We start from the raw sequence: 19,661 nt of genomic DNA on the forward strand, positions 1-19,661 counted from the left end.
ACTTGTAATGATGAAGACTATATCAAATAGGGAAATAACTTTATAGTATATCGTACACATCAATGTTAATAAAACTATGAAAAAAGGAATCAATGTTATGATTCCTTTTTTCATATGCTATATATAATATTCCATTCCTTCAGTTATATTTTATTAATTCCAGTATATTCATTTTTATCTACATTTGGTTTCTATTATGGATTAACGAATCGTTTTAATATCTTGAATAATCTCTTCATACGGTGTATTGGTAAGGGCTGAGTAGCTCTTTACGACAGTTCCGTTCTTATCTACAAGATAGAGATTTGTTCCGTGAATGACTTGTGTTGTACTTGCTGGTTTATCTACAAATGCTTGAAAGCTACTTTTGGCAAAAGCAGTGATTTCTTCTTGTGTATAGTTTGTTAGAAAGTGCCAATTAGACATATCGGTATCATAGCGTCTCATAAACTCTTTCATTTTTTCTGGCTTGTCCACAGTAGGGTCTACACTGAATGAAACAAATTCTACATCTTTGATTCCTTCTTTTTTCAACATGTTTTTAAGTTTTGTCATATTGGCTGTCATAGGCGGGCAAACCGTTTCACAACTTGTAAAAATAAAGTCTGCTATCCATACTTTTCCTTTTAAGTCCGAAAGACCAAAAGGTTTTCCGTTTTGATCGGTATACGAAAACTTCTCTACTTTCCAGTCCAATGAGTTTTCCAATTTTTTTTCTCCACATGCACTTAAAAATACGATTATGCTGACAATCATCAGTAGTGTGATGTTACGAATCTTTTTCATATGTATCCCCTTTCATTTCTTCCTTATAGATTACTTGTTTCGTATTTATCACATGATGCTACCTCGTTCTGTACTTTATGAAATACAACATCAAACATCGTGAGTAACTGTTCGATTTGTGCATTTCGTAAAGAATCGTAGACATACTTTCCTTCTTTTCTTCCAAGGATAATGCCGCATTCTTTTAGAAAGTTCAGATGTTGGGATATATTTGATTGATTCCCATTGGTTATTTCTACAATTTCAGATACCGTTTTTTCGCCATCCATCATATACTGGAGAATTTGAAGCCTCGTTTTATCAGTAAAGCTACGAATAAATTTGGCTTTTATACCTAAATCATTTGCATTGCACAATTGTATTCACTCCATTCATATTAGTCATTACTAACATGTTTGTCAAAATATTCTTGAAAATGAATAGGAAATGTTTTGTTAAACCTATTTTTGGATTTGAATTGAAACGTTTAATTCGCGAGGGGAAAGTAGAAATCCAGCTAAGAGTAATACAAATACATGGAAGAGAAGTAACTTTTGACAATCACAGCAGAGTAAGAGAAATGTAAAAAATATTATATGGTTAACAAGTTTTGTTCCTGACTACAAATGGCTAGACATAGATGGGATTTTAAACCAAAAAGGTTTTTCTATTTATAAAAAGGGGGGGACGATGTGGAATAATTTCTTTAATTTGTTGAGTATTGAACTTGAGTCTCTCTATATCATAACCAGATAGTATAGTTATTTAATTTCCATGTTTGAATATTGATAAATTTAATACTTGATACTAATATCTGATTATAAATACATGTATAAAAACAGTAAGGGGGATAAATGAATGCAATCAAAAGCAAGAATTACAGCTATTGGTACCTATGTACCTGAAAAAAAACTGACCAATGATGATTTAGAAAAAATAGTGGATACAAATGATGCATGGATTATACAAAGAACTGGTATGAAGGAAAGAAGAATTGCTGGTGATAACGAATATGCCTCTACATTAGCTTTTAAAGCCATTGAAAATTTAGTGGAACGTTATCATAAAAATCTTGTCGATGTGGATTGTATTCTTGTTTCAACAACTACGCCTGACTACGCTTTTCCAAGTGTAGCTTGTCAAATACAAGAGTATTTTAATATTCAACATACAGGTGCTGTTGATCTCAATGCAACTTGTGCTGGTTTTACTTATGGATTACATCTGGCGAATGGTTTGATTACATCTGGTCTTCATCGCAAGATTTTAGTTATAACGACAGAAACCTTATCTAAAGTTACAGATTATACAGATCGAACTACATGTATCTTATTTGGAGATGCAGCTGCAGCTGTCTTAGTCGAGAAAGATGAAGAATTGTCTAGTTTCATAGCTACCCATATTGGGACAAATGGGGAAGGGGGCATGCATGTATATCGTACGAATTTATCTACTACCATGTTTGGGAACCGTTTGAGAACACATGGAAAGATGGTGCAAAACGGAAGAGAAGTATATAAGTGGGCAGCACGCACGCTACCAATTGGTATTAAAGAATTGTTATGTCAAGCAGAATTACACCTGGATGAAGTGAACTGGTTTGTTCCACATAGTGCTAATTTACGGATGATTGAATCTATATGTGAAAGATCAGGTTTCCCACTAGATAAAACATTAACAAGTGTAGAATATATGGGGAATACTTCCTCTGTCTCCATTCCATTAGCATTAGACATAGGTATGAACGAAGGAAAGCTAAAAAATGGGGATACTCTTTTACTCTATGGGTTTGGGGGAGGTCTTACGCATGCTGGACATATCATTAAGTGGCATTTAGCAAAGGAATAGGAGATAATGTATCCAATAGTAACATAAACGTATTTTGTTGCATGAAAAGCCCTTAGATTTGTAAAAGATAAGGGCTTTTTATTTTTGATAAACAGGAGAAAGTCTTTACAAGACAAGAGGTACATCTCAAATGGTACCTCTTGTCCGATATTGTTTTTCTTCATTTATAAATGAAATAATCATATCTATCCTCCTTATTTTATACTTATCTAATTTTATGATCATCTAATTAGTTGGGCGAAAAAATAAGGGCGTCGGGTGACACCCTTTACTTCAACCACCATATCTCAACGGGGTTTAACTCATATTGATTATTTTCTCGGTACATATATTGACACATAATAAGCTCACGTCTTAATGTTGCATAATCCTCATGAAACTGCTTTAAATATTCATTGATTTCTTTCTCTTGATAAACTTTACCGAATTCTAACCCTTTGATCATATGCGAAAGTACGACAAGCTTTTTCTTTCGTTGTGCAGGATAGTTTTTCAGCTTTCCATCTTTTGTGAAGAAATTATTGATAATAGCTGAACGTTCCTTTTCAGTAACCGACATTTCCATGTTTGAATCACCTCCTGTTCCTACAGTAAAAATAGCCTTAGCACTCATTTCTAATATTTTTGTATTAAGGGAAAAATAGATAGTATTTTTATCACGGCGTTCTTTTATAAGTCCAACCTCTCGCAGCTTCGTGATATGGTGTGTAATCGTTGGTGGCTTGAGCCCTAACTTCCCAGCAATCTCTTGTCCGCTCAAAGAACCTTGTTGGAGCAGGGCAATAATACGAACCCGTGTAAGATCACCTAACGCCTTATGAAAATCAACAATTTTGTATAATTGCATTTAGAATTCACCTACTTTGATATATATCTAATTAGAATATAATCGAATTACTTTCAATATTCAAGTTGTTAAGTGAAATTTCAAAAAATAGGTGCTTTATTTGTGTGAAATGTTTCTATATTAAATAGAGGAAGGGGATATCTAATGGGTGGTAGATGTAAATTTCTTTTGGAATTTGTAGGGTTATTTTGAGAGTCAAATAATGCATGGGTTTCAAGAAAACTACCCCCACAAAATGTTTCGTTGGTTCGAATGTTATATAAGAGGAATTGAGAAACAGTTTAATGCATGATATATGATATTTATCCTCAGTCTATCTAATCCTTATTAGCGGTTGTTCTAGAAGTGAAAGAGAAAGTATACATGTTTGCAACGTACAATGAGCAAGAACATTCTAGTTTGTTTTTTTGCATCATAATTACTTGCAACAATCAATTAAGCTGGAAGTCACCAACTAGTAAAATATTTTATGTTTGTACTAGGAGGAAAGAAAAGGAGTATATTAAAAGAATGATAGAGAAAAAAACGCAACAAGAGAAAGCTCAGCCTAAAGTTATTTTTTATGATGCTAAAGGAAGAAGAAAAATATTTTTCAATTGGTTTCTATGTCTCGCGATAATTATTATGATTATTGTTTTTTATTTTTTCTCTCGCAGTATTTTATCAACTGTGAATTTCCCGCATATGAAATTTTTTGGAAATCAAAATGAAAAAATCGTGTCTATTAATGAAAAACTCAGTGATCAGCAGTTACAGGAAGAATTAAAAAATGAAGAATCTAAGTACTCTAATGCCCAAATAGATGGCACGAAATACTCTCAAAGTTCAGGAGCTAATAGTAAGCAGTCTAAAGAAGTTTATGGCTTTTATGTAAACTGGGATGAAAATAGTACGACCTCTTTAAAGGATAATATCCGTTCATTAACCATGTTAGTACCGGAATGGTATCACTTAAATGCAGATTTAACAATTAGTAGTGAGATTAAACCTGATATTGTGCAGTTAGCGAAAGCGAATCATGTAAAAATTATGCCTTTAATCAACAACTTTACTCAAAAAACTTCTGGTCCTGATGGCGCAGTGATTGATAAGTTGTTGCATGCTCCTGTTAATGTACAGACAAAGTTTATTAATGATTTAGAAAAACAAATCGAAGCTAATCAATTTGCAGGTGTTAATATCGACTTTGAGTCAATACCTGAGGAAGATCGAAATGAATTAACGAATTTTATGAAAGAACTTACTACTGTGTTTCACCAACATCATTTGCTTGTAACAGAAGATGTTCCTACTGATGATAATGCCTTTGATTATGGAGTATTAGCTAAAGAAATAGATCGCATGATTGTCATGATGTATGATGAACACTATGAAGGGGGGGATCCTGGACCAATTGCTTCAAATAAATGGTTTGAGGATACACTTAATCATTTAGATATTCCCTCAGAAAAACTTATAGTCGCTTTCGGGAACTATGGATATGATTGGGCAGTGGATAGCAAAAATTTCGCTGAGTCTTTAACTTTCTCAGACGTCATGAAGATGGTTCATGATTCAAATTTAAAAATTCAATGGGATAAGACAAGTGGAAACCCATATTTTCGATATAAAGAAGGAGCACACGAACATGTTGTTTGGTTTTTAGATGGTGTTACTCTCTACAATCAAATGAAAATTGCATCGAAAAATAATGCAAAAGGATTTGCATTCTGGAGATTAGGAGCAGAAGACCCTACTGTATGGAAATCATTAAAAGATCCTATAGGGATACAAAATGACCCGAGCTCATTACGTAAAATCACTAGTATAGATCAAGTAGGTTATTCTGGACAAGGAGAAATCTTAAGGGTTACGAGTGCAGGGCAAAATGGATTCAGGGATCTCCAAGTAGGCAAAGATAATTATCTTACAGATGAAGTGTATCAGTCGCTTCCTGCTTCATATCAAGTGCAGCGCTATGGACAACCGAAAGGAAAACAAGTAGTACTAACATTTGATGATGGACCTGATCCTCATTACACGCCGGAAATCTTAGATATACTGAACAAGTATAAAATAAAAGCTGACTTCTTTGTCGTTGGTGAAAATGCTCAATTAAATACCAGTATTATTAAAAGGATATATGACGAAGGACATGAAATTGGCAATCATACCTTTACACATCCTAACATAGCAGATACTTCTCCACTACGTACAAAAGTGGAGTTGAATACAACTCAGCGACTCATTCAAGAAATAACTGGCCACTCTACGTCTTTATTTAGACCGCCATACGAAGCAGATGCTGAGCCGTATTTACCAAATGAGATACTACCTATTTTGCGTGCTCAAAATATGAACTATACGATGGTCGGGGAAAAAGTTGATCCTGAAGATTGGACGCAACCATCGACGAATGAATTGGTAAAACGTGTTCTTAAACCTATTTATAATGATGAGGGACATGTTATTCTCCTTCATGATGCAGGTGGGAATCGTACCCATACGGTAGAGGCGTTGCCAATTATTATTGAAGATCTAAAAAAACACGGATATAGTTTTGTGACGATTTCAGATTTGATGGGTAAAAAACGGGATGATGTTATGCCTTCTGTTTCCTCTAATGATAAGTCGTACCTACCTTTTGATCGAGCTGTTTTTTCAGGAGCGGGATATTTTAATCACACATTAACGACTATTTTTTATATTGCTATTGGATTAGGTATTTTCCGGTTTCTATTTTTAATTTATTTTGCGTTTAAGCAAAAAAGGAGAACTACATCTCGTTCTTTTACTAACTCTGCTTATCAACCTTTCGTTAGTGTTGTGATAGCAGCATATAATGAAGAAAAGGTTATTGCTAAGACGATTCGTTCTATTTTGGATAGTGATTATCATGATTTTGAAATCATTATTGTTGATGACGGATCAAAAGATGGTACTTCAAAAGCAATCCAAGAAGCATTTCATAAACATCCTAAAGTTTGTTTAATTCAAAAAGAAAATGGTGGTAAATCCTCCGCGATGAATCTAGGGTTCAAAAAATCACGGGGAGAAGTTGTTATTTCTTTAGACGCTGATACCATTATTGCTCAAGATGCTATTTCTTTAATGGTTAGACATTTTGAAGATCATAACGTAGCGGCAGTTTCAGGTAATGTTAAAGTGGGAAATAGACGAAATCTGTTGACTACATGGCAACATGTTGAATACATTACAGGTTTTAATTTAGAGCGAAGAGCCTTTGATGAGTTAAATTGTATCACTGTAGTTCCTGGGGCTATCGGAGCATGGCATAAGAAACGTGTGAAAAAAGCGGGATATTTAAGTGAAGATACACTTGCGGAAGATACGGATCTTACTCTAACTCTTTTGCGTCAAGGATATCGAGTTGTGTATGAAGAAAAAGCATATGCCTATACAGAGTCGCCTGAAGATGTGAAAAGTCTCATTAAACAGCGTTATCGTTGGACGTATGGAACACTACAGTGTCTTTGGAAGCATCGAAAAGCCTTATTTAATGTAAAGCATAAAACATTAGGATTTGTTGCGCTACCAAATATGTGGATATTCCAATTTATTTTGCAGTCGATTTCTCCATTAGCAGATCTATTAATGATTATGGGTATATTTAGTAGTCATCCCCTAAAAGTTTTGGGATTTTACCTTTTATTCTTTGGAATTGACCTTTTTGCTTCACTCTTTGCCTTTAAATTAGAAAAGGAAAATCCTAAACCACTAGTTTGGTTAATTTTACAACGCCTTATTTATCGTCAATTTATGACTTACGTTGTAATCAAATCCATACTTTCTTCTATTCGAGGAATAGCGGTAGGGTGGAATAAACTTAGACGAATGGGAAGTGTTGAGCAATCTCCTCGGCATAATGAGGTATCATAAGAGAGTAGATAACCTGCTCTCTTTTTTTAGTCGTGTTACAGTTCACCGTAACGGTGGTAACAACCAATATTTTACTTGTATGATTGAACGACATAAACCCGCTGTGCATAATAAAACGTAGTTTTTAGTTTGGTATATAAAGATTTCTCGCTTCTGATAATCTAGGACATGTAAATGAAAAGTTCCTTTAGTTATCTGGAGAGGTTTTTTATCGATTTCTAGATATATTGATTACTGATAATTAGAGGTTATGTTAACCACACATGAATTTGATATATGATTATCCAAAGGGACATAGCCAATATTTCTTAGAAAATAGATTAGAAGTATAACTTTCAAAAGAAGGTTTGTACGTAGGCGTATACATAATGTAGTGTATAGGACTTGTGAATTAACATAAGAGTCCTATATAAAATGGGATGTGTTAGTCAATGGATTACCATATTTTTTATATTTATATCTATTGACGAGAGAATTGAACAAGAATGTTCAATTATGATAAAATAATTAAAATTCTAATTAATTTATCTTGTTTTTAGACATCATAGTAGGGGGACATGAAGTGAATGCATTTATTAGAAAAAAGTCTATAGACCATTTACAAGAAGAAGGTCGAAAAAGTAATGGATTGAATCGAGTTCTAGGGTTGTGGCAACTTACTGCAATTGGTTTAGGTGGTATTATTGGAGTAGGTATTTTTGTGTTAACGGGGGTAGCAGCTTCTAAACACGCTGGACCTGCAGTTATTTTATCTTTTATCATTGCAGGATTAGCTAGTGCAGCGGCTGCATTATGTTATGCGGAATTTGCTGGACTCATCCCTGTTGCTGGAAGTGCATATACCTACAGCTATGCTGTACTGGGGGAAGGGGTAGCTTGGTTAATTGGATGGGATCTTTTACTTGAGTATATTTTAGTAGTTGGAGTAGTTGCTATTGGATGGTCTGGTTATATGCAAGAACTACTTCAACAAATTGGAATTCATATTCCTATTTGGGCTCAAGGGGCTCCAGGTACAGGTGCGGGGCATAAGGTAGATTTAATTGCAATGATAATAAGTCTTGCTATTGCCGGTTTATTGACATTAGGCATGGAATGGGGATCTAAATTTAATACCCTTATGGTTATCATTAAGTTAAGTATTATTTTAGTAGTAATTGCTGTAGGGAGTTTCTATATTGATTCTACTAATTGGCATCCTTTTATGCCTTTTGGATTCAAGGGTGTAATGAGTGGTGCTGCTCTTGTATTTTTTGCTGTATTTGGTTACGACACATTAACTACAGCAGCAGAAGAAGCAAAAAATCCACAACGTGATTTACCAAGGGCTGTAGTTATATCGTTAATTATTGCATTATGTCTGTATATTGGAATGTCTTTAGTGATTACAGGGATGGCACCATATTATACATTGAATAATGCTGCACCAGTAGCTAAGATTTTTAGTGATGCAGGATTAAAATGGATTACTTTATTTATTTCTGCTGCAGCTATTACAGGCATACTTTCTGTTTTATTTTCGTTCACACTTGCAGGTTCACGAATTTGGTTTGCAATGAGTCGAGATGGATTATTGCCAAAATGGTTTACAAAAGTGCATCCTAAATACAAAACACCTCATCGTCCGACTGTGATAATTGGGGTTATTACAGCGATTATCTCGGGTTTTACTCCTATAAGTGAAGTGGCTGAATTAGTTAATATTGGTACGTTATCGGCGTTTGTTCTAATTTGTTCATCTATCATTGTGTTAAGAAAAAAACGACCGGACTTAGAAAGGAAATTTAAGACTCCTTTAGTTCCTTTTATCCCATTAATTGGAATTTGTTTTTCGTTGTATCTTATTGTTAGTCTTCCTGAAATTACTTGGATTCGTTTTGTAGTTTGGATGTTGATTGGACTAGTTATTTATACGTTATACGGAAAAAATAAAAGTAATTTGGCTAGAGATAAAAAATAATTGTAAGTCTTTGTTAATATGAGTAGTTTGAATCAATCTTTACTTTTAATTATTTTATTTAAATGTTGATGGATAGCAATTCACTAAATAGAATAATTTTGAATATTCAAGAGGGTATTAGATATACAATTATTAGAAGGGGATTGAGAATATTTAATTTGTTTTATAGGAGATATTATTATATTCAAACTCAAGAACAAGAAAACCTTTCTTAATCAACCATTTCCTAATATCTTTTTATGATGCAAAAAAATGAATTGTTAGAATCTGTAAGATGTGATCAATGGACATACTATCAGAGAAACGAAGACATAATTCAAAAAATCATAGAGTTTCTTAAATGTAAGTTGTGATGAATATGAATCACGTCAAATATAGATATCTGAGGCTTTTCTAGAGATATAGCTAAAATTTCAGGTAACAACTTTGATAAGGGAAAAAAGCAAGGAAAGTGCTATTTGAAAAATAAAATGGTGCTTACCTTGTTTTTTTCTTATTATGGTTTAAATCACTAATTTACAGTGTAAATTGTATTTAGATAGTTTGATGTTAACTTCTTATATAAGGATTGCTCAATTAGTATCTATTATTGTTTGTATCATTGAAAGATCGTTTATTGTATGGTGCAGACGTAAAAAGGATATGTTGTCTGTTCATAAAACTCTGATTGATTGGGGAAACCTTTGATGAAACAGTCTAATACAAAAGTAAAGTTATCAGAAACCATAGATTCTAAATATATTCAACAACATTTAGCAAATGAAAGAACATATTTAGCTTGGATACGTACCGCTATTGCAATTTGCGGTCTAGGTTTTCTCGTGGCGAATCTACATCATGCCATTCGTGGGGAACTTACACCATTATATAATGAATTTGCTACTGGAATTGGATTAGGTTCAATTTTGTTGGGAGTGATAATTATTATTTTTGCAACAATCAATTATCTTGATAAACGAAAAGGGATTAATTTTCAAACATTTCGAGCCCCTAAAACATTTATTATATGGGTATCTGTATTAGTTATGGTAACTATTATAATTATTGCATTTTATTTCATGTTGCTAGTATAAACAAAATCAAAATATAAAGTTTTACTACTGATAATGGTAGGTTATGTAAACTTCAAATGTATAGAATATACAAAAGGAAATTTATCATTCGAATGAGAATGTAATAAGCTATAAAAAGGAATTATATAAATACCTTGTCAATATTTATCCATTTTAAGTATAAAGGAGAGTAAATAATGAACGAAGGTAATATTCCACTTAAAGAACAAAATCAGGCAGATTTTACAGGAGATCAACAATATAAAGAAAAAGTACCTTGGAAATTAGGGAAACATCTCAACCATAATCATGTAGAAAAGTTAAATAGTCTAATAACAGATCACCACCAACGTATGTTTCATTTACTAAATAACAAGGTAACTTAAAAAAAGCATGATGGAAATGAATGATTTAGGGTATATTCATAAACTGTTGTTTATATGAATGTTCTTTATGTGAAAATGTAAGATAATTAAAATATAGTTTACAATAAACACATAGTCAGAAGAGACGAGATAACATATAATGAGAAAGGATTTTAAAAAAAGGTGAGGTGGAACTGTTTTATGAGTAATCCTAGCATAGGAGAGCCAGATATAAGATCGACATCAGAGGCAGTCATACAACTGAATATCCGAAGCGGATTACTGCGTAAGAATAGTTTCTGCTTCATGTGAATTTCAGAAAGATGACTCCTCAATAAGTGAGGAGGTTTGTACAATGGTACAAAAAATCTGGAATCAAATTAAAGGACAAAAAGAAGAAGCTTCGAAAATCCAAGGTTTTGATATTGACTTAAACCAAGAAAGCTTAACACGTATTGACCGACTTGTAGATCGATATGAATCAGAAATCCTTCATCAACTTGATAGTGCATATACACAACGAACAAAGTGGGCAGACCGACTAGCTGATAAAATTGCACAGTTTGGAGGTAGCTGGCGATTCATTATCTGGTTTGCATGTTTTCTTGGTGTCTGGATTATTTGGAATGGCTTGTCTATCACAAAAGGAGCACACTTCGATGCTCCGCCATTCATTTTGTTGAACTTATGTTTATCGTTTATAGCAGCATTTCAAGCCCCTGTTATTATGATGAGCCAAAACCGTCAAGCTGCACGTGACAAACATGAATCTGTTATTGACTTTGCGATTAATTATAAAGCAGAGCAAGAAATTGATGATATGCAAAGTCATCTTCACCGTATAGAAGGTGAATTAAATGAAATTAAAGATTTATTGAAACAATTAAAGACAAAATAAATATATTGCTTTTATAAATCAAAAGCTAATCATCTATTTACAGAATATAAATAGATGATTAGCTTTTTTTATATTATTTGATGGAAGGTTCACTTTATATTGTTTAGTATACAATGCATATGTTACGCTATAACAAACATTTTAGGGAGATTACATATTGACTTGGAAAGGGGATATCAAAATGACAAAGAAAGTGTTTTGGGACAATCCTTATCTGACTGAGTTACAAACTCGAATTACGAGTGTAGACGGGGCTGATTTAACTGTTGAACAAACTATATTCTATGCCTTTTCAGGAGGACAAGAAAGTGATACAGGAACAATTGGAGCATATCATGTCTTACAAGCAAGAAAGCAACAGAAGGAGATCATTTACACAGTAGAAGAGAGACATACGTTGTGTGTGAACGATATCATTACAATGAAAATAGATTGGGATAGAAGATACAGATTGATGCGACTACATTTTGCAGCAGAAATCATTTTAGAACTCGTATATAAACGGATTGGAGACGTATATAAGATTGGTGCACATATTGCACAGGATAAATCACGCATCGACTTTGAAATGGATGAAAATATATCTACATACTTTCCACTTTTACAAAAAGAGGCAAATATGTTGGTGCAAGCAAACTATGATATCATTAGTAGCTTTAGCGATGAAGAAAATGAGCGTCGGACATGGGAAATCAGTGGATTTGCCAGAGTTGCCTGCGGCGGAACTCATTTAAAGAAAACGGGAGAAATTGGAGAGATCACCTTAAAAAGAAAAAATATTGGAAAAGGAAAAGAACGAATTGAAATTTATGTTGCTTAGTCTTTTGTAAATGAATATAAGTCCTGATATAGTATGTAGTGATGAACCTACTATATCGGGACTTATGTAACCAAGGTGTTTCTGGTATTGTAAAAAAGTTGTTATAAAACCTTCTGGTCAAACAGGAAGTTTTTAATTATGGTAGTTGGTTTTTCGTTTCATTTTAATAAAGAAGATTGAAAATAGAAGAAGTCCCTTATTTTCGAAGGGACTTCTTCTATTTCAGTAGTGTAGATTACTCTTATCCTGAAAATGTAGTATAGAGTAGATAAGCATTTAAAACAGCGATAATAATGGCAATGAACCAAGCGATCACTTTGGTCCAAAGTGAGTTTGTAAATTCACCCATTTTCTTTTTGTCACTAGTAAACATAACAAGTGGAATAACGGCAAATGAAAGTTGAAGAGATAGGATAACCTGGCTTAATACTAAAAGATCCGTGGTTCCTTTTTCTCCATATATTAAGGTCACAATTACCGCAGGTATAATTGCGATTAAACGCGTAATTAAGCGGCGAATCCATGGTCGTAAACGAATATTTAAAAAACCTTCCATTACAATTTGCCCAGCTAACGTTCCTGTCAACGTAGAATTTTGTCCTGAGGCTAATAAAGCAACTGCAAATAATACGCTCGCAATCCCGCTTCCAAGAATCGGATTTAACAATTGATAAGCATCTTGGATTTCTGCTACTTCGGTATGTCCTGTTTTATGAAAAGCAGACGCTGCTAATATTAAAATTGATGCATTAACAAATAAAGCCAACATTAATGCGATAGTAGAGTCAATCACTGAAAACTTAATCGCTTCTCGTTTTCCTTTAGGCGTTTCTTCATAATTTCTCGTTTGTACGATAGAAGAATGTAAATACAAATTATGTGGCATAACCGTAGCCCCTAAAATTCCAAGTGCAATAAACAGCATTTGTGGATTTTGAATAATCTCTTTACTTGGAACGAAGCCTTTTGCAATCTCACTCAATTGTGGTTGCGACATAAAAAGTTCCACACCAAAACAAACTGAAATTGTTACAATTAAACTAATGACAATAACTTCAATATAGCGAAATCCTTTATTTTGCAATAATAGTACAAGTAAGATATCAAATGAAGTAATGCATACACCCCATACAAGAGGAATGTGAAATAAAAGATTTAATGCGATAGCGGAACCTATTACTTCTGCTAAATCACAAGCTGCAATAGCTAATTCACATAACATCCATAAAGCAAACGATACAGGCTTACTATAATGATCCCGACATGCTTGCGCTAAGTCTCTTCCTGTTACAATCCCCAACTTTGCAGATAGTGCCTGCAAAATAATAGCCATAAAGTTAGAAATTAAAATAACAGATAATAACGTATAGTTATAAGCAGATCCTCCAGCTATCGATGTAGCCCAGTTTCCAGGATCCATGTACCCTACTGCAACAAGATAACCCGGTCCCATAAATGCAAGGAGCTTTCGAAGGGCATTTCCTTTCTTCGGAATCCTCATACTTTTGTGCACTTCTCGTAAACTAGGATCGCTGTTTTGTTGGCGCCACCCTTCCTGGTGTGACACAGTAACCGCATTTTGCACTTTGACTGTTTCTAATTCATCCATAACATATCCTCCCCCTTTTAACTTGTTTTAGTTTGTGAAATGCAATATGGTATTTTTTATTTGAAAACCTAAAATATGGTTTAATTGTTTCCTGTAGTCAAAAAAATGGTGTTCTACTTTTAAATTTTACCTTGACCAACTTTTTTAGTCTAGTGTAAAATATGATATGTGATTCAATTTTATGCAAAAGGGAGAAGATAGGTGAATATAAATATGTTTACTTTTGTTATGAAACATATGTACTTATTAACAGACAATATAGGAAGTTTGAGAGGGGCTCAATTAGTATATGCTGTTGAGGTATATCTATCTCGTATGACTCAAAAGTTGAAACACGAATTCTCCTTGATTTGATGAGGAGGTGGTAGTACATCCATCCCTGTTAAATTAAGACACAAATACAAAAAACGGGTTCCTAATGGGAACCCATTTAATGAATTTCCTTTTAATAATCACAATCCATTTAAAATAACGAGAATTGTGCTTTCCTCATGACCGATAACATAAAACTTCTATATAAGTTAAAATTGAGTAAAAAATTTATTACTTAAATTCGTGATAAGTGACTGAAATATATATCAAATTTAAAACTTGCGAAAAGTGTTGATTCTTATTTTTAGAAGGCGTATGATTTTAAATGGAAATTAAATATGTCTCTGTTAGGTGAGGCTCCTGTATAGAGAGACGCTACTGCCCAAAAATGTCGAGAGACGCCAATGGGTCAACAGGAAAGGTCGGAATGAAGGTCTTTTTTAACGTAGCTGGTTTGAACCTATGCTATACAGTGCTAAAGCTCAACGAGGGAGAGGTGCGATTATGACTGATAAAAACTGCTTAAAATAAGTAGTTTTATTAGGCTGTGTTTAATGATGTATTGAAACCTTTACTCGTTGATGAGTAAAGGTTTTTTTATTGTAATGATGCACCTTTCTTTTACACCTTACATAGTATATTCAAGATAATTGATTCGGATAAGGAGGTGGGGAACGATGTCATTTGGAGACCCAAGCCCGATACCCATATGTTTTACATTTATATTTCATCATGTAGGTAGGAAACGACTTGTTCCTCCCTCTCTAAAAAAGTAGATAGTCGAGAAACAACGAATTTCCTCCTACACATATAAAGGAGGAAACTACCAATGTTACGTGCAAAAAAACAAATTGAAGATGTTAAAGTGGACATGCATCAAACAAATAAAGGTACACCAAAACGAAACAAACAAACTTCTCATAATCAAGAAGTGATGAAGCAAAACAATGAAATATTAGTGGAAGTCGCTGCAAGAGATGTTCAATCAGCATTAGCTTTTTTAGACACAACTCCAAACGGAATTTCTGAAAAAGAAGCTGAAAGACGCATTGATACACACGGAAGAAATGAAGTGGCACATGAAAAGCCACCAGCATGGTATGTTCAATTACTTCTTTCGTTTAAAAACCCATTTATTTTCGTATTATTGGCTTTAGGAGTCTTATCCTTCTTAACTGATGATATAAAGGGAACAATTGTTGTAACTGTAATGGTTGTCTTAAGTGCTACCATCCGTTTTTTACAAGAATTCCGTTCTCAACAAGCAGCAGAAAAATTAAAGGCAATGGTGCGTACGACGGCTACGGTTTTGAGAACAAAAGAATTCACAAATAACACGGATAAAGAAGTTGATATAAATAACAACCAAACACTGGAGCTTCCTATTGAAGATCTTGTGCCTGGGGACATTATCAAACTTTCTGCTGGTGATATTGTTCCAGCTGATGTCCGCATTCTTTCTGCTAAAGATTTATTTGTAAACCAATCTGCTTTAACCGGTGAAGCTTTGCCTGTTGAAAAACACGAAAATTATCAAAATTCAAACATTAATGCTAAAAGAAATGGCGATCCACTTGAAATGGATAATTTATGTTTTATGGGAACAAATATCGTAAGTGGTACTGCAACTGCTGTGGTTGTATCAACAGGTGCAAATAGTTACTTTGGTTCATTAGCAAAGAGTGTAGTTGGAAAGCGTCCAGAAACAAGCTTTGATAAGGGAGTTAATAAAGTAAGTTGGCTTTTAATCAAATTTATGCTTATCATGACTCCTATTGTGTTTTTCATTAACGGGATTTCAAAAGGTGATTGGAATGAAGCGTTCTTCTTTGCAATTGCAGTTGCTGTAGGACTGACACCAGAAATGCTTCCGATGATTGTAACGGCAAACTTAGCTAGAGGTGCCGTGAAGATGTCTAAAAAGAAAGTAATTGTGAAACAGTTAAATTCAATTCAAAATCTTGGGGCAATGGATGTTCTTTGTACAGACAAAACAGGAACATTGACTGAAGATAAAGTCGTATTAGTCCGTCATCTTGATCCAACAGGAAACCAATGTAAAAGTGTATTACAACTTGCCTATCTAAATAGCTTTTATCAAACAGGATTAAAGAACCTTATCGATAAGGCAGTTATTGACCATACAGAAGAAAAACATCAATTAGATACAACAGAATTTCATAAAGTAGATGAGATTCCATTTGATTTTGCTCGACGTCGTATGTCTGTCGTTGTTAAAGATACAAATAATATGAACTTAATGGTTTGTAAGGGTGCAGTAGAAGAAATTTTATCTATTTGTACACATACGGATATTAACGATGCAATACTTCCTCTTACGAAAGAAGCAATGAGCAAAATTAAGTATTTGAGCGAACAATTAAATGAAGACGGCATGCGCGTAATTGCAGTGGCTTATAAGCTTGAAGCGCCTAATAACGAGAAAGCTTATTCTATTCAAGATGAATCAGATATGATTCTTGCAGGATATATTGGATTTTTAGATCCTCCAAAACCATCCGCAGCATCTGCAATTCAAACATTACAAAAACAAGGTGTACAAGTTAAGATTTTAACTGGTGATAATGAAATTGTAACGCGTAAAGTATGTAAAGAAGTAGGATTGGATATAGGAGAGCCTGTACTTGGTTATGAGATTGATGATTTACCTGAAAAGGCATTAGCACAATTAGCTGAAAGAACAACTGTATTTGCGAAATTAAATCCAATGCAAAAGTCGCGTGTTATCAAAGCATTACAAGCAAATGGTCATACTGTAGGTTACATGGGTGACGGTATTAATGATGCGGTTGCACTGCGCGATGCCGATGTGGGTATCTCTGTTGATACAGCTACAGATATTGCGAAAGAATCATCAGATATTATCTTACTTGAAAAAAGTTTGGATGTACTGGAAAAAGGAATTATTGAAGGGCGTACAACATTCGGGAATATTTTGAAATACATTAAAATGACGGCAAGTTCTAACTTTGGAAACGTATTTAGCGTATTAGTTGCGAGTGCATTTATTCCATTTCTTCCGATGTTGGCTATTCATCTATTAATTCAAAACTTGCTATATGATTTATCTCAGCTTTCTATTCCGTGGGATAAGATGGATAAAGAATTCTTAGAGAAGCCTAGAAAATGGGACACTTCAAATTTGCGTAACTTTATTATTTGTATTGGTCCTATTAGTTCAATCTTTGATATTATAACATTTATTGTGATGTGGAATGTATTTGGTGCTAATACAATTGCAAAACAATCCTTGTTCCAATCTGGTTGGTTTGTAGTAGGACTACTTACGCAAACATTGATTGTGCATATGATTCGTACACAAAAAATTCCATTTATTCAAAGTACAGCTTCTGTTCCAGTACTTTTATTAACAGTATTCATTATGGCTATTGGTATTTATGTTCCATTCTCACCATTAGGTGCAGTAGTTGGATTACAACCACTTCCACTTAGCTATTTCCCATGGCTGGTGGGAATTTTAGCAGGATATGCCGTATTGACTCAATTTCTTAAGCAGTTATATATCAAGAAATTTCATAGTTGGTTATAACATCTTCTTTTCTGAACATGTAAATCTGATAGGTTTAACGTAAATTTATCAGAAAGAAGGTGAGAAATATGCACTTTGAACATGCACTCTTATTGCATATTTGTATCATTAACGGAGAAACGCAGCTCCCATTATCAAAGGAAGAACTCTTTACTTACCTCAAACAAAAAGGTCAAACAAAGAGAGAACATTTTGATTATGCATGTGAATTGTACGAGAAATATAAACGTTTTTCATCTGAACTAAAGCGAAAAGTAGCCCGAAATATAAAAGAGTTTGAAGCAAATGCATATTGGATTCAGACTCGAGAAGAACCACAAGAAGACAAAACAAAACGTTTTTTCATTAACGCAAAAAGATATGAAGAAGTAATGAATGAAATATTTGAAGAAACGACCTATCTTTCTAACAATATATCTCCAATCTTGTTAGAAATAAAAACATGGTTACAACAAAAAAATAAATAATAATCATTCTTGTAAAATAATACTTGTTACAAAGTTCATATGAGATAAAAGGAGGAGGCTTACTTCTGTAATCCTCCTTTCTCTATGCATGGAAATTGGAGGTGGAAAATATGATTGCTGAATTACAAGTACGATAAGAAGAAGAAGGGGCAGCATAGCTGTTCCTTCTTTTTTTATTTGCAGCAAAATAAGAAGACGATAGCAAAGATATAAGTTTTTAATGTGGTAAATATTTTGTAAATACTACACATCTCGAGAGCAATGTGATGCGTAGTATTTACATAGAAAAGGGGATTTACTATAAAAAAGAAGCTTAAAACTATTGAAAGGATCCTGTCGGAATTTTGTACGCTAATCGATTTTTTACATAGGAAAAGTCTTTTTTCTTTTCTTCAAGTCTAGCAGTTAATTCGTTAAAATTTTGAACTACATCTGGCATCGATAATTGCTTTGCTAATGAACGCCCTTTTTGAATGGATTTAGAGGCTTCTTCCAATATATTTGCTTTTATTTGAGCATCCGCAAGACAATACCAATAAAACCAGGCATCCATTTCTGAAATTTTATCGTTATAAAATTTTTCAATGGCAGGATAGTATTGGGAATATAATTCAGCATCAAAAGCTAATTTTTTATCGTTCCACTTTAATACATCTACAAGGTAGCTATCAGCAAGGTACCACTGCCAAACTGCTAAACCTATTTTTTGATTTCCATTCAAAATGTCCATCTTATGATAAGAAACATCTGCAATCTTTTTGAATGAGTTATTATTCCACTGGAAAACTTCAAGTTTATTTCCTGTTGCTGCACCAATCGTAACACCAAATAAATATTCTTTTATACCATCACCAGTAATATCAGCTAAACCTGAAAACTCCAAACTCACGCCTTGAGTTTTTGTCTCCCAAATTTTTTGCCAATTATTATGTTCTCTCTTTAAAACTATTACTCCAAACTGGGAGGGAGAGGGTTGTTCTTTTGCTTTAATTTGAAAAGTAACGATTATTTCTTTCTGTCCATCCTGGTTGAAGTCGTAGAGTTGAATTGGCTTTGCAGAAAAAAGATTTTCAGGGCTTACAAGTAGCGAATTTGACGGTATAAACTCCATAACAATTTTCATTAGATGTTCCTTCTGATTCTCGCTAGCGAAAACAAGTGTAGAAGAATTTAAAAATCCTAATGAGAGTAAGATTATTAGCAGTATTTTCATTTCAAAATATCCCCTTTAGAATGGTATCAAAGGTTAATATTCCCTGACATTGGTT

14 protein-coding genes, 1 pseudogene and 1 riboswitch are annotated in these 19,661 nt (G+C 33.7%); of the genes and pseudogenes, 10 read left to right on the forward strand and 5 right to left on the reverse strand.

Features of this window, described 5'->3' with window-relative positions; all coding sequences use genetic code 11:
• Positions 1-201 precede the first annotated feature (201 nt).
• Positions 202-786, reverse strand: a complete 585-nt coding sequence (locus tag AB1284_RS07125; protein ID WP_429750570.1) for an SCO family protein — start codon at positions 784-786, stop codon at positions 202-204.
• Between the two features lie 23 nt (positions 787-809).
• Positions 810-1,142 carry an ArsR/SmtB family transcription factor gene (locus AB1284_RS07130; protein WP_429750568.1) on the reverse strand — a complete coding sequence of 111 codons (333 nt, stop codon included), beginning with the start codon at positions 1,140-1,142 and terminating at the stop codon, positions 810-812.
• A 481-nt stretch (positions 1,143-1,623) separates the two neighbouring features.
• Here AB1284_RS07130 and AB1284_RS07135 point away from each other — a divergent pair, with 481 nt between their 5' ends.
• On the forward strand, positions 1,624-2,613 hold the full coding sequence (locus AB1284_RS07135) for a ketoacyl-ACP synthase III (protein WP_429750567.1): 990 nt from the start codon (positions 1,624-1,626) through the stop codon (positions 2,611-2,613).
• Positions 2,614-2,881: 268 nt separating this feature from the next.
• On the opposite strand, the gene AB1284_RS07140 is transcribed toward AB1284_RS07135, so the two are convergent.
• A complete protein-coding gene (locus AB1284_RS07140) occupies positions 2,882-3,460 on the reverse strand; it encodes a metalloregulator ArsR/SmtB family transcription factor (RefSeq protein ID WP_429750566.1) in 579 nt (192 codons plus the stop codon).
• A gap of 513 nt (positions 3,461-3,973) precedes the next feature.
• Between AB1284_RS07140 and AB1284_RS07145 the strand changes: the two genes are divergently transcribed.
• From AB1284_RS07145 to AB1284_RS07175, 7 genes and pseudogenes are all read left to right on the forward strand, one after another.
• The gene (locus AB1284_RS07145) at positions 3,974-7,339 is read left to right on the forward strand and encodes a glycosyltransferase (protein WP_429754335.1); all 3,366 of its coding nucleotides are present in this window, start codon (positions 3,974-3,976) and stop codon (positions 7,337-7,339) included.
• Between the two features lie 562 nt (positions 7,340-7,901).
• Positions 7,902-9,299: an amino acid permease gene (locus tag AB1284_RS07150; RefSeq protein ID WP_429750565.1), complete on the forward strand. Its 1,398-nt coding sequence runs from the start codon at positions 7,902-7,904 to the stop codon at positions 9,297-9,299.
• Between the two features lie 528 nt (positions 9,300-9,827).
• Positions 9,828-9,986 (forward strand): annotated as a pseudogene (locus tag AB1284_RS07155) (prolipoprotein diacylglyceryl transferase); the annotation flags it as partial.
• Entirely contained in the window at positions 9,986-10,372 is a 387-nt protein-coding gene (locus tag AB1284_RS07160) for a YidH family protein (RefSeq protein ID WP_429750564.1), read from the forward strand. The pseudogene AB1284_RS07155 and the gene AB1284_RS07160, both read left to right, overlap by 1 nt.
• Positions 10,373-10,548: 176 nt before the next feature.
• The gene (locus AB1284_RS07165) at positions 10,549-10,737 is read left to right on the forward strand and encodes a hypothetical protein (RefSeq protein WP_429750563.1); all 189 of its coding nucleotides are present in this window, start codon (positions 10,549-10,551) and stop codon (positions 10,735-10,737) included.
• 334 nt (positions 10,738-11,071) lie between these two features.
• Positions 11,072-11,614 (forward strand): DUF1003 domain-containing protein, encoded by a 543-nt coding sequence (locus tag AB1284_RS07170; RefSeq protein WP_429750562.1) that lies wholly within the window; start codon positions 11,072-11,074, stop codon positions 11,612-11,614.
• 181 nt (positions 11,615-11,795) lie between these two features.
• Positions 11,796-12,434, forward strand: a complete 639-nt coding sequence (locus AB1284_RS07175) for a hypothetical protein (RefSeq protein WP_429750560.1) — start codon at positions 11,796-11,798, stop codon at positions 12,432-12,434.
• A 241-nt stretch (positions 12,435-12,675) separates the two neighbouring features.
• Here the strand turns inward: AB1284_RS07175 and AB1284_RS07180 are convergent, their stop codons facing one another.
• Complete coding sequence (locus AB1284_RS07180) at positions 12,676-14,043, reverse strand: Nramp family divalent metal transporter (protein WP_429750558.1); 1,368 nt, start codon at positions 14,041-14,043, stop codon at positions 12,676-12,678.
• Positions 14,044-14,691: 648 nt separating this feature from the next.
• Positions 14,692-14,857: riboswitch (M-box (ykoK) riboswitch) on the forward strand.
• Positions 14,858-15,226: 369 nt separating this feature from the next.
• Here AB1284_RS07180 and mgtA point away from each other — a divergent pair.
• Positions 15,227-17,926, forward strand: a complete 2,700-nt coding sequence (gene mgtA, locus AB1284_RS07185; RefSeq protein WP_429754334.1) for a magnesium-translocating P-type ATPase — start codon at positions 15,227-15,229, stop codon at positions 17,924-17,926.
• Between the two features lie 68 nt (positions 17,927-17,994).
• Positions 17,995-18,393 (forward strand): hypothetical protein, encoded by a 399-nt coding sequence (locus AB1284_RS07190; protein ID WP_429750557.1) that lies wholly within the window; start codon positions 17,995-17,997, stop codon positions 18,391-18,393.
• A 319-nt stretch (positions 18,394-18,712) separates the two neighbouring features.
• Here the strand turns inward: AB1284_RS07190 and AB1284_RS07195 are convergent, their stop codons facing one another.
• The gene (locus tag AB1284_RS07195; RefSeq protein WP_429750555.1) at positions 18,713-19,516 is read right to left on the reverse strand and encodes a hypothetical protein; all 804 of its coding nucleotides are present in this window, start codon (positions 19,514-19,516) and stop codon (positions 18,713-18,715) included.
• Positions 19,517-19,661 lie beyond the last annotated feature (145 nt).

The organism is Bacillus sp. S2(2024) (assembly GCF_050474045.1).
GTDB classification, from domain to species: Bacteria; Bacillota; Bacilli; order Bacillales; family Bacillaceae_G; genus Bacillus_A; species Bacillus_A yunxiaonensis.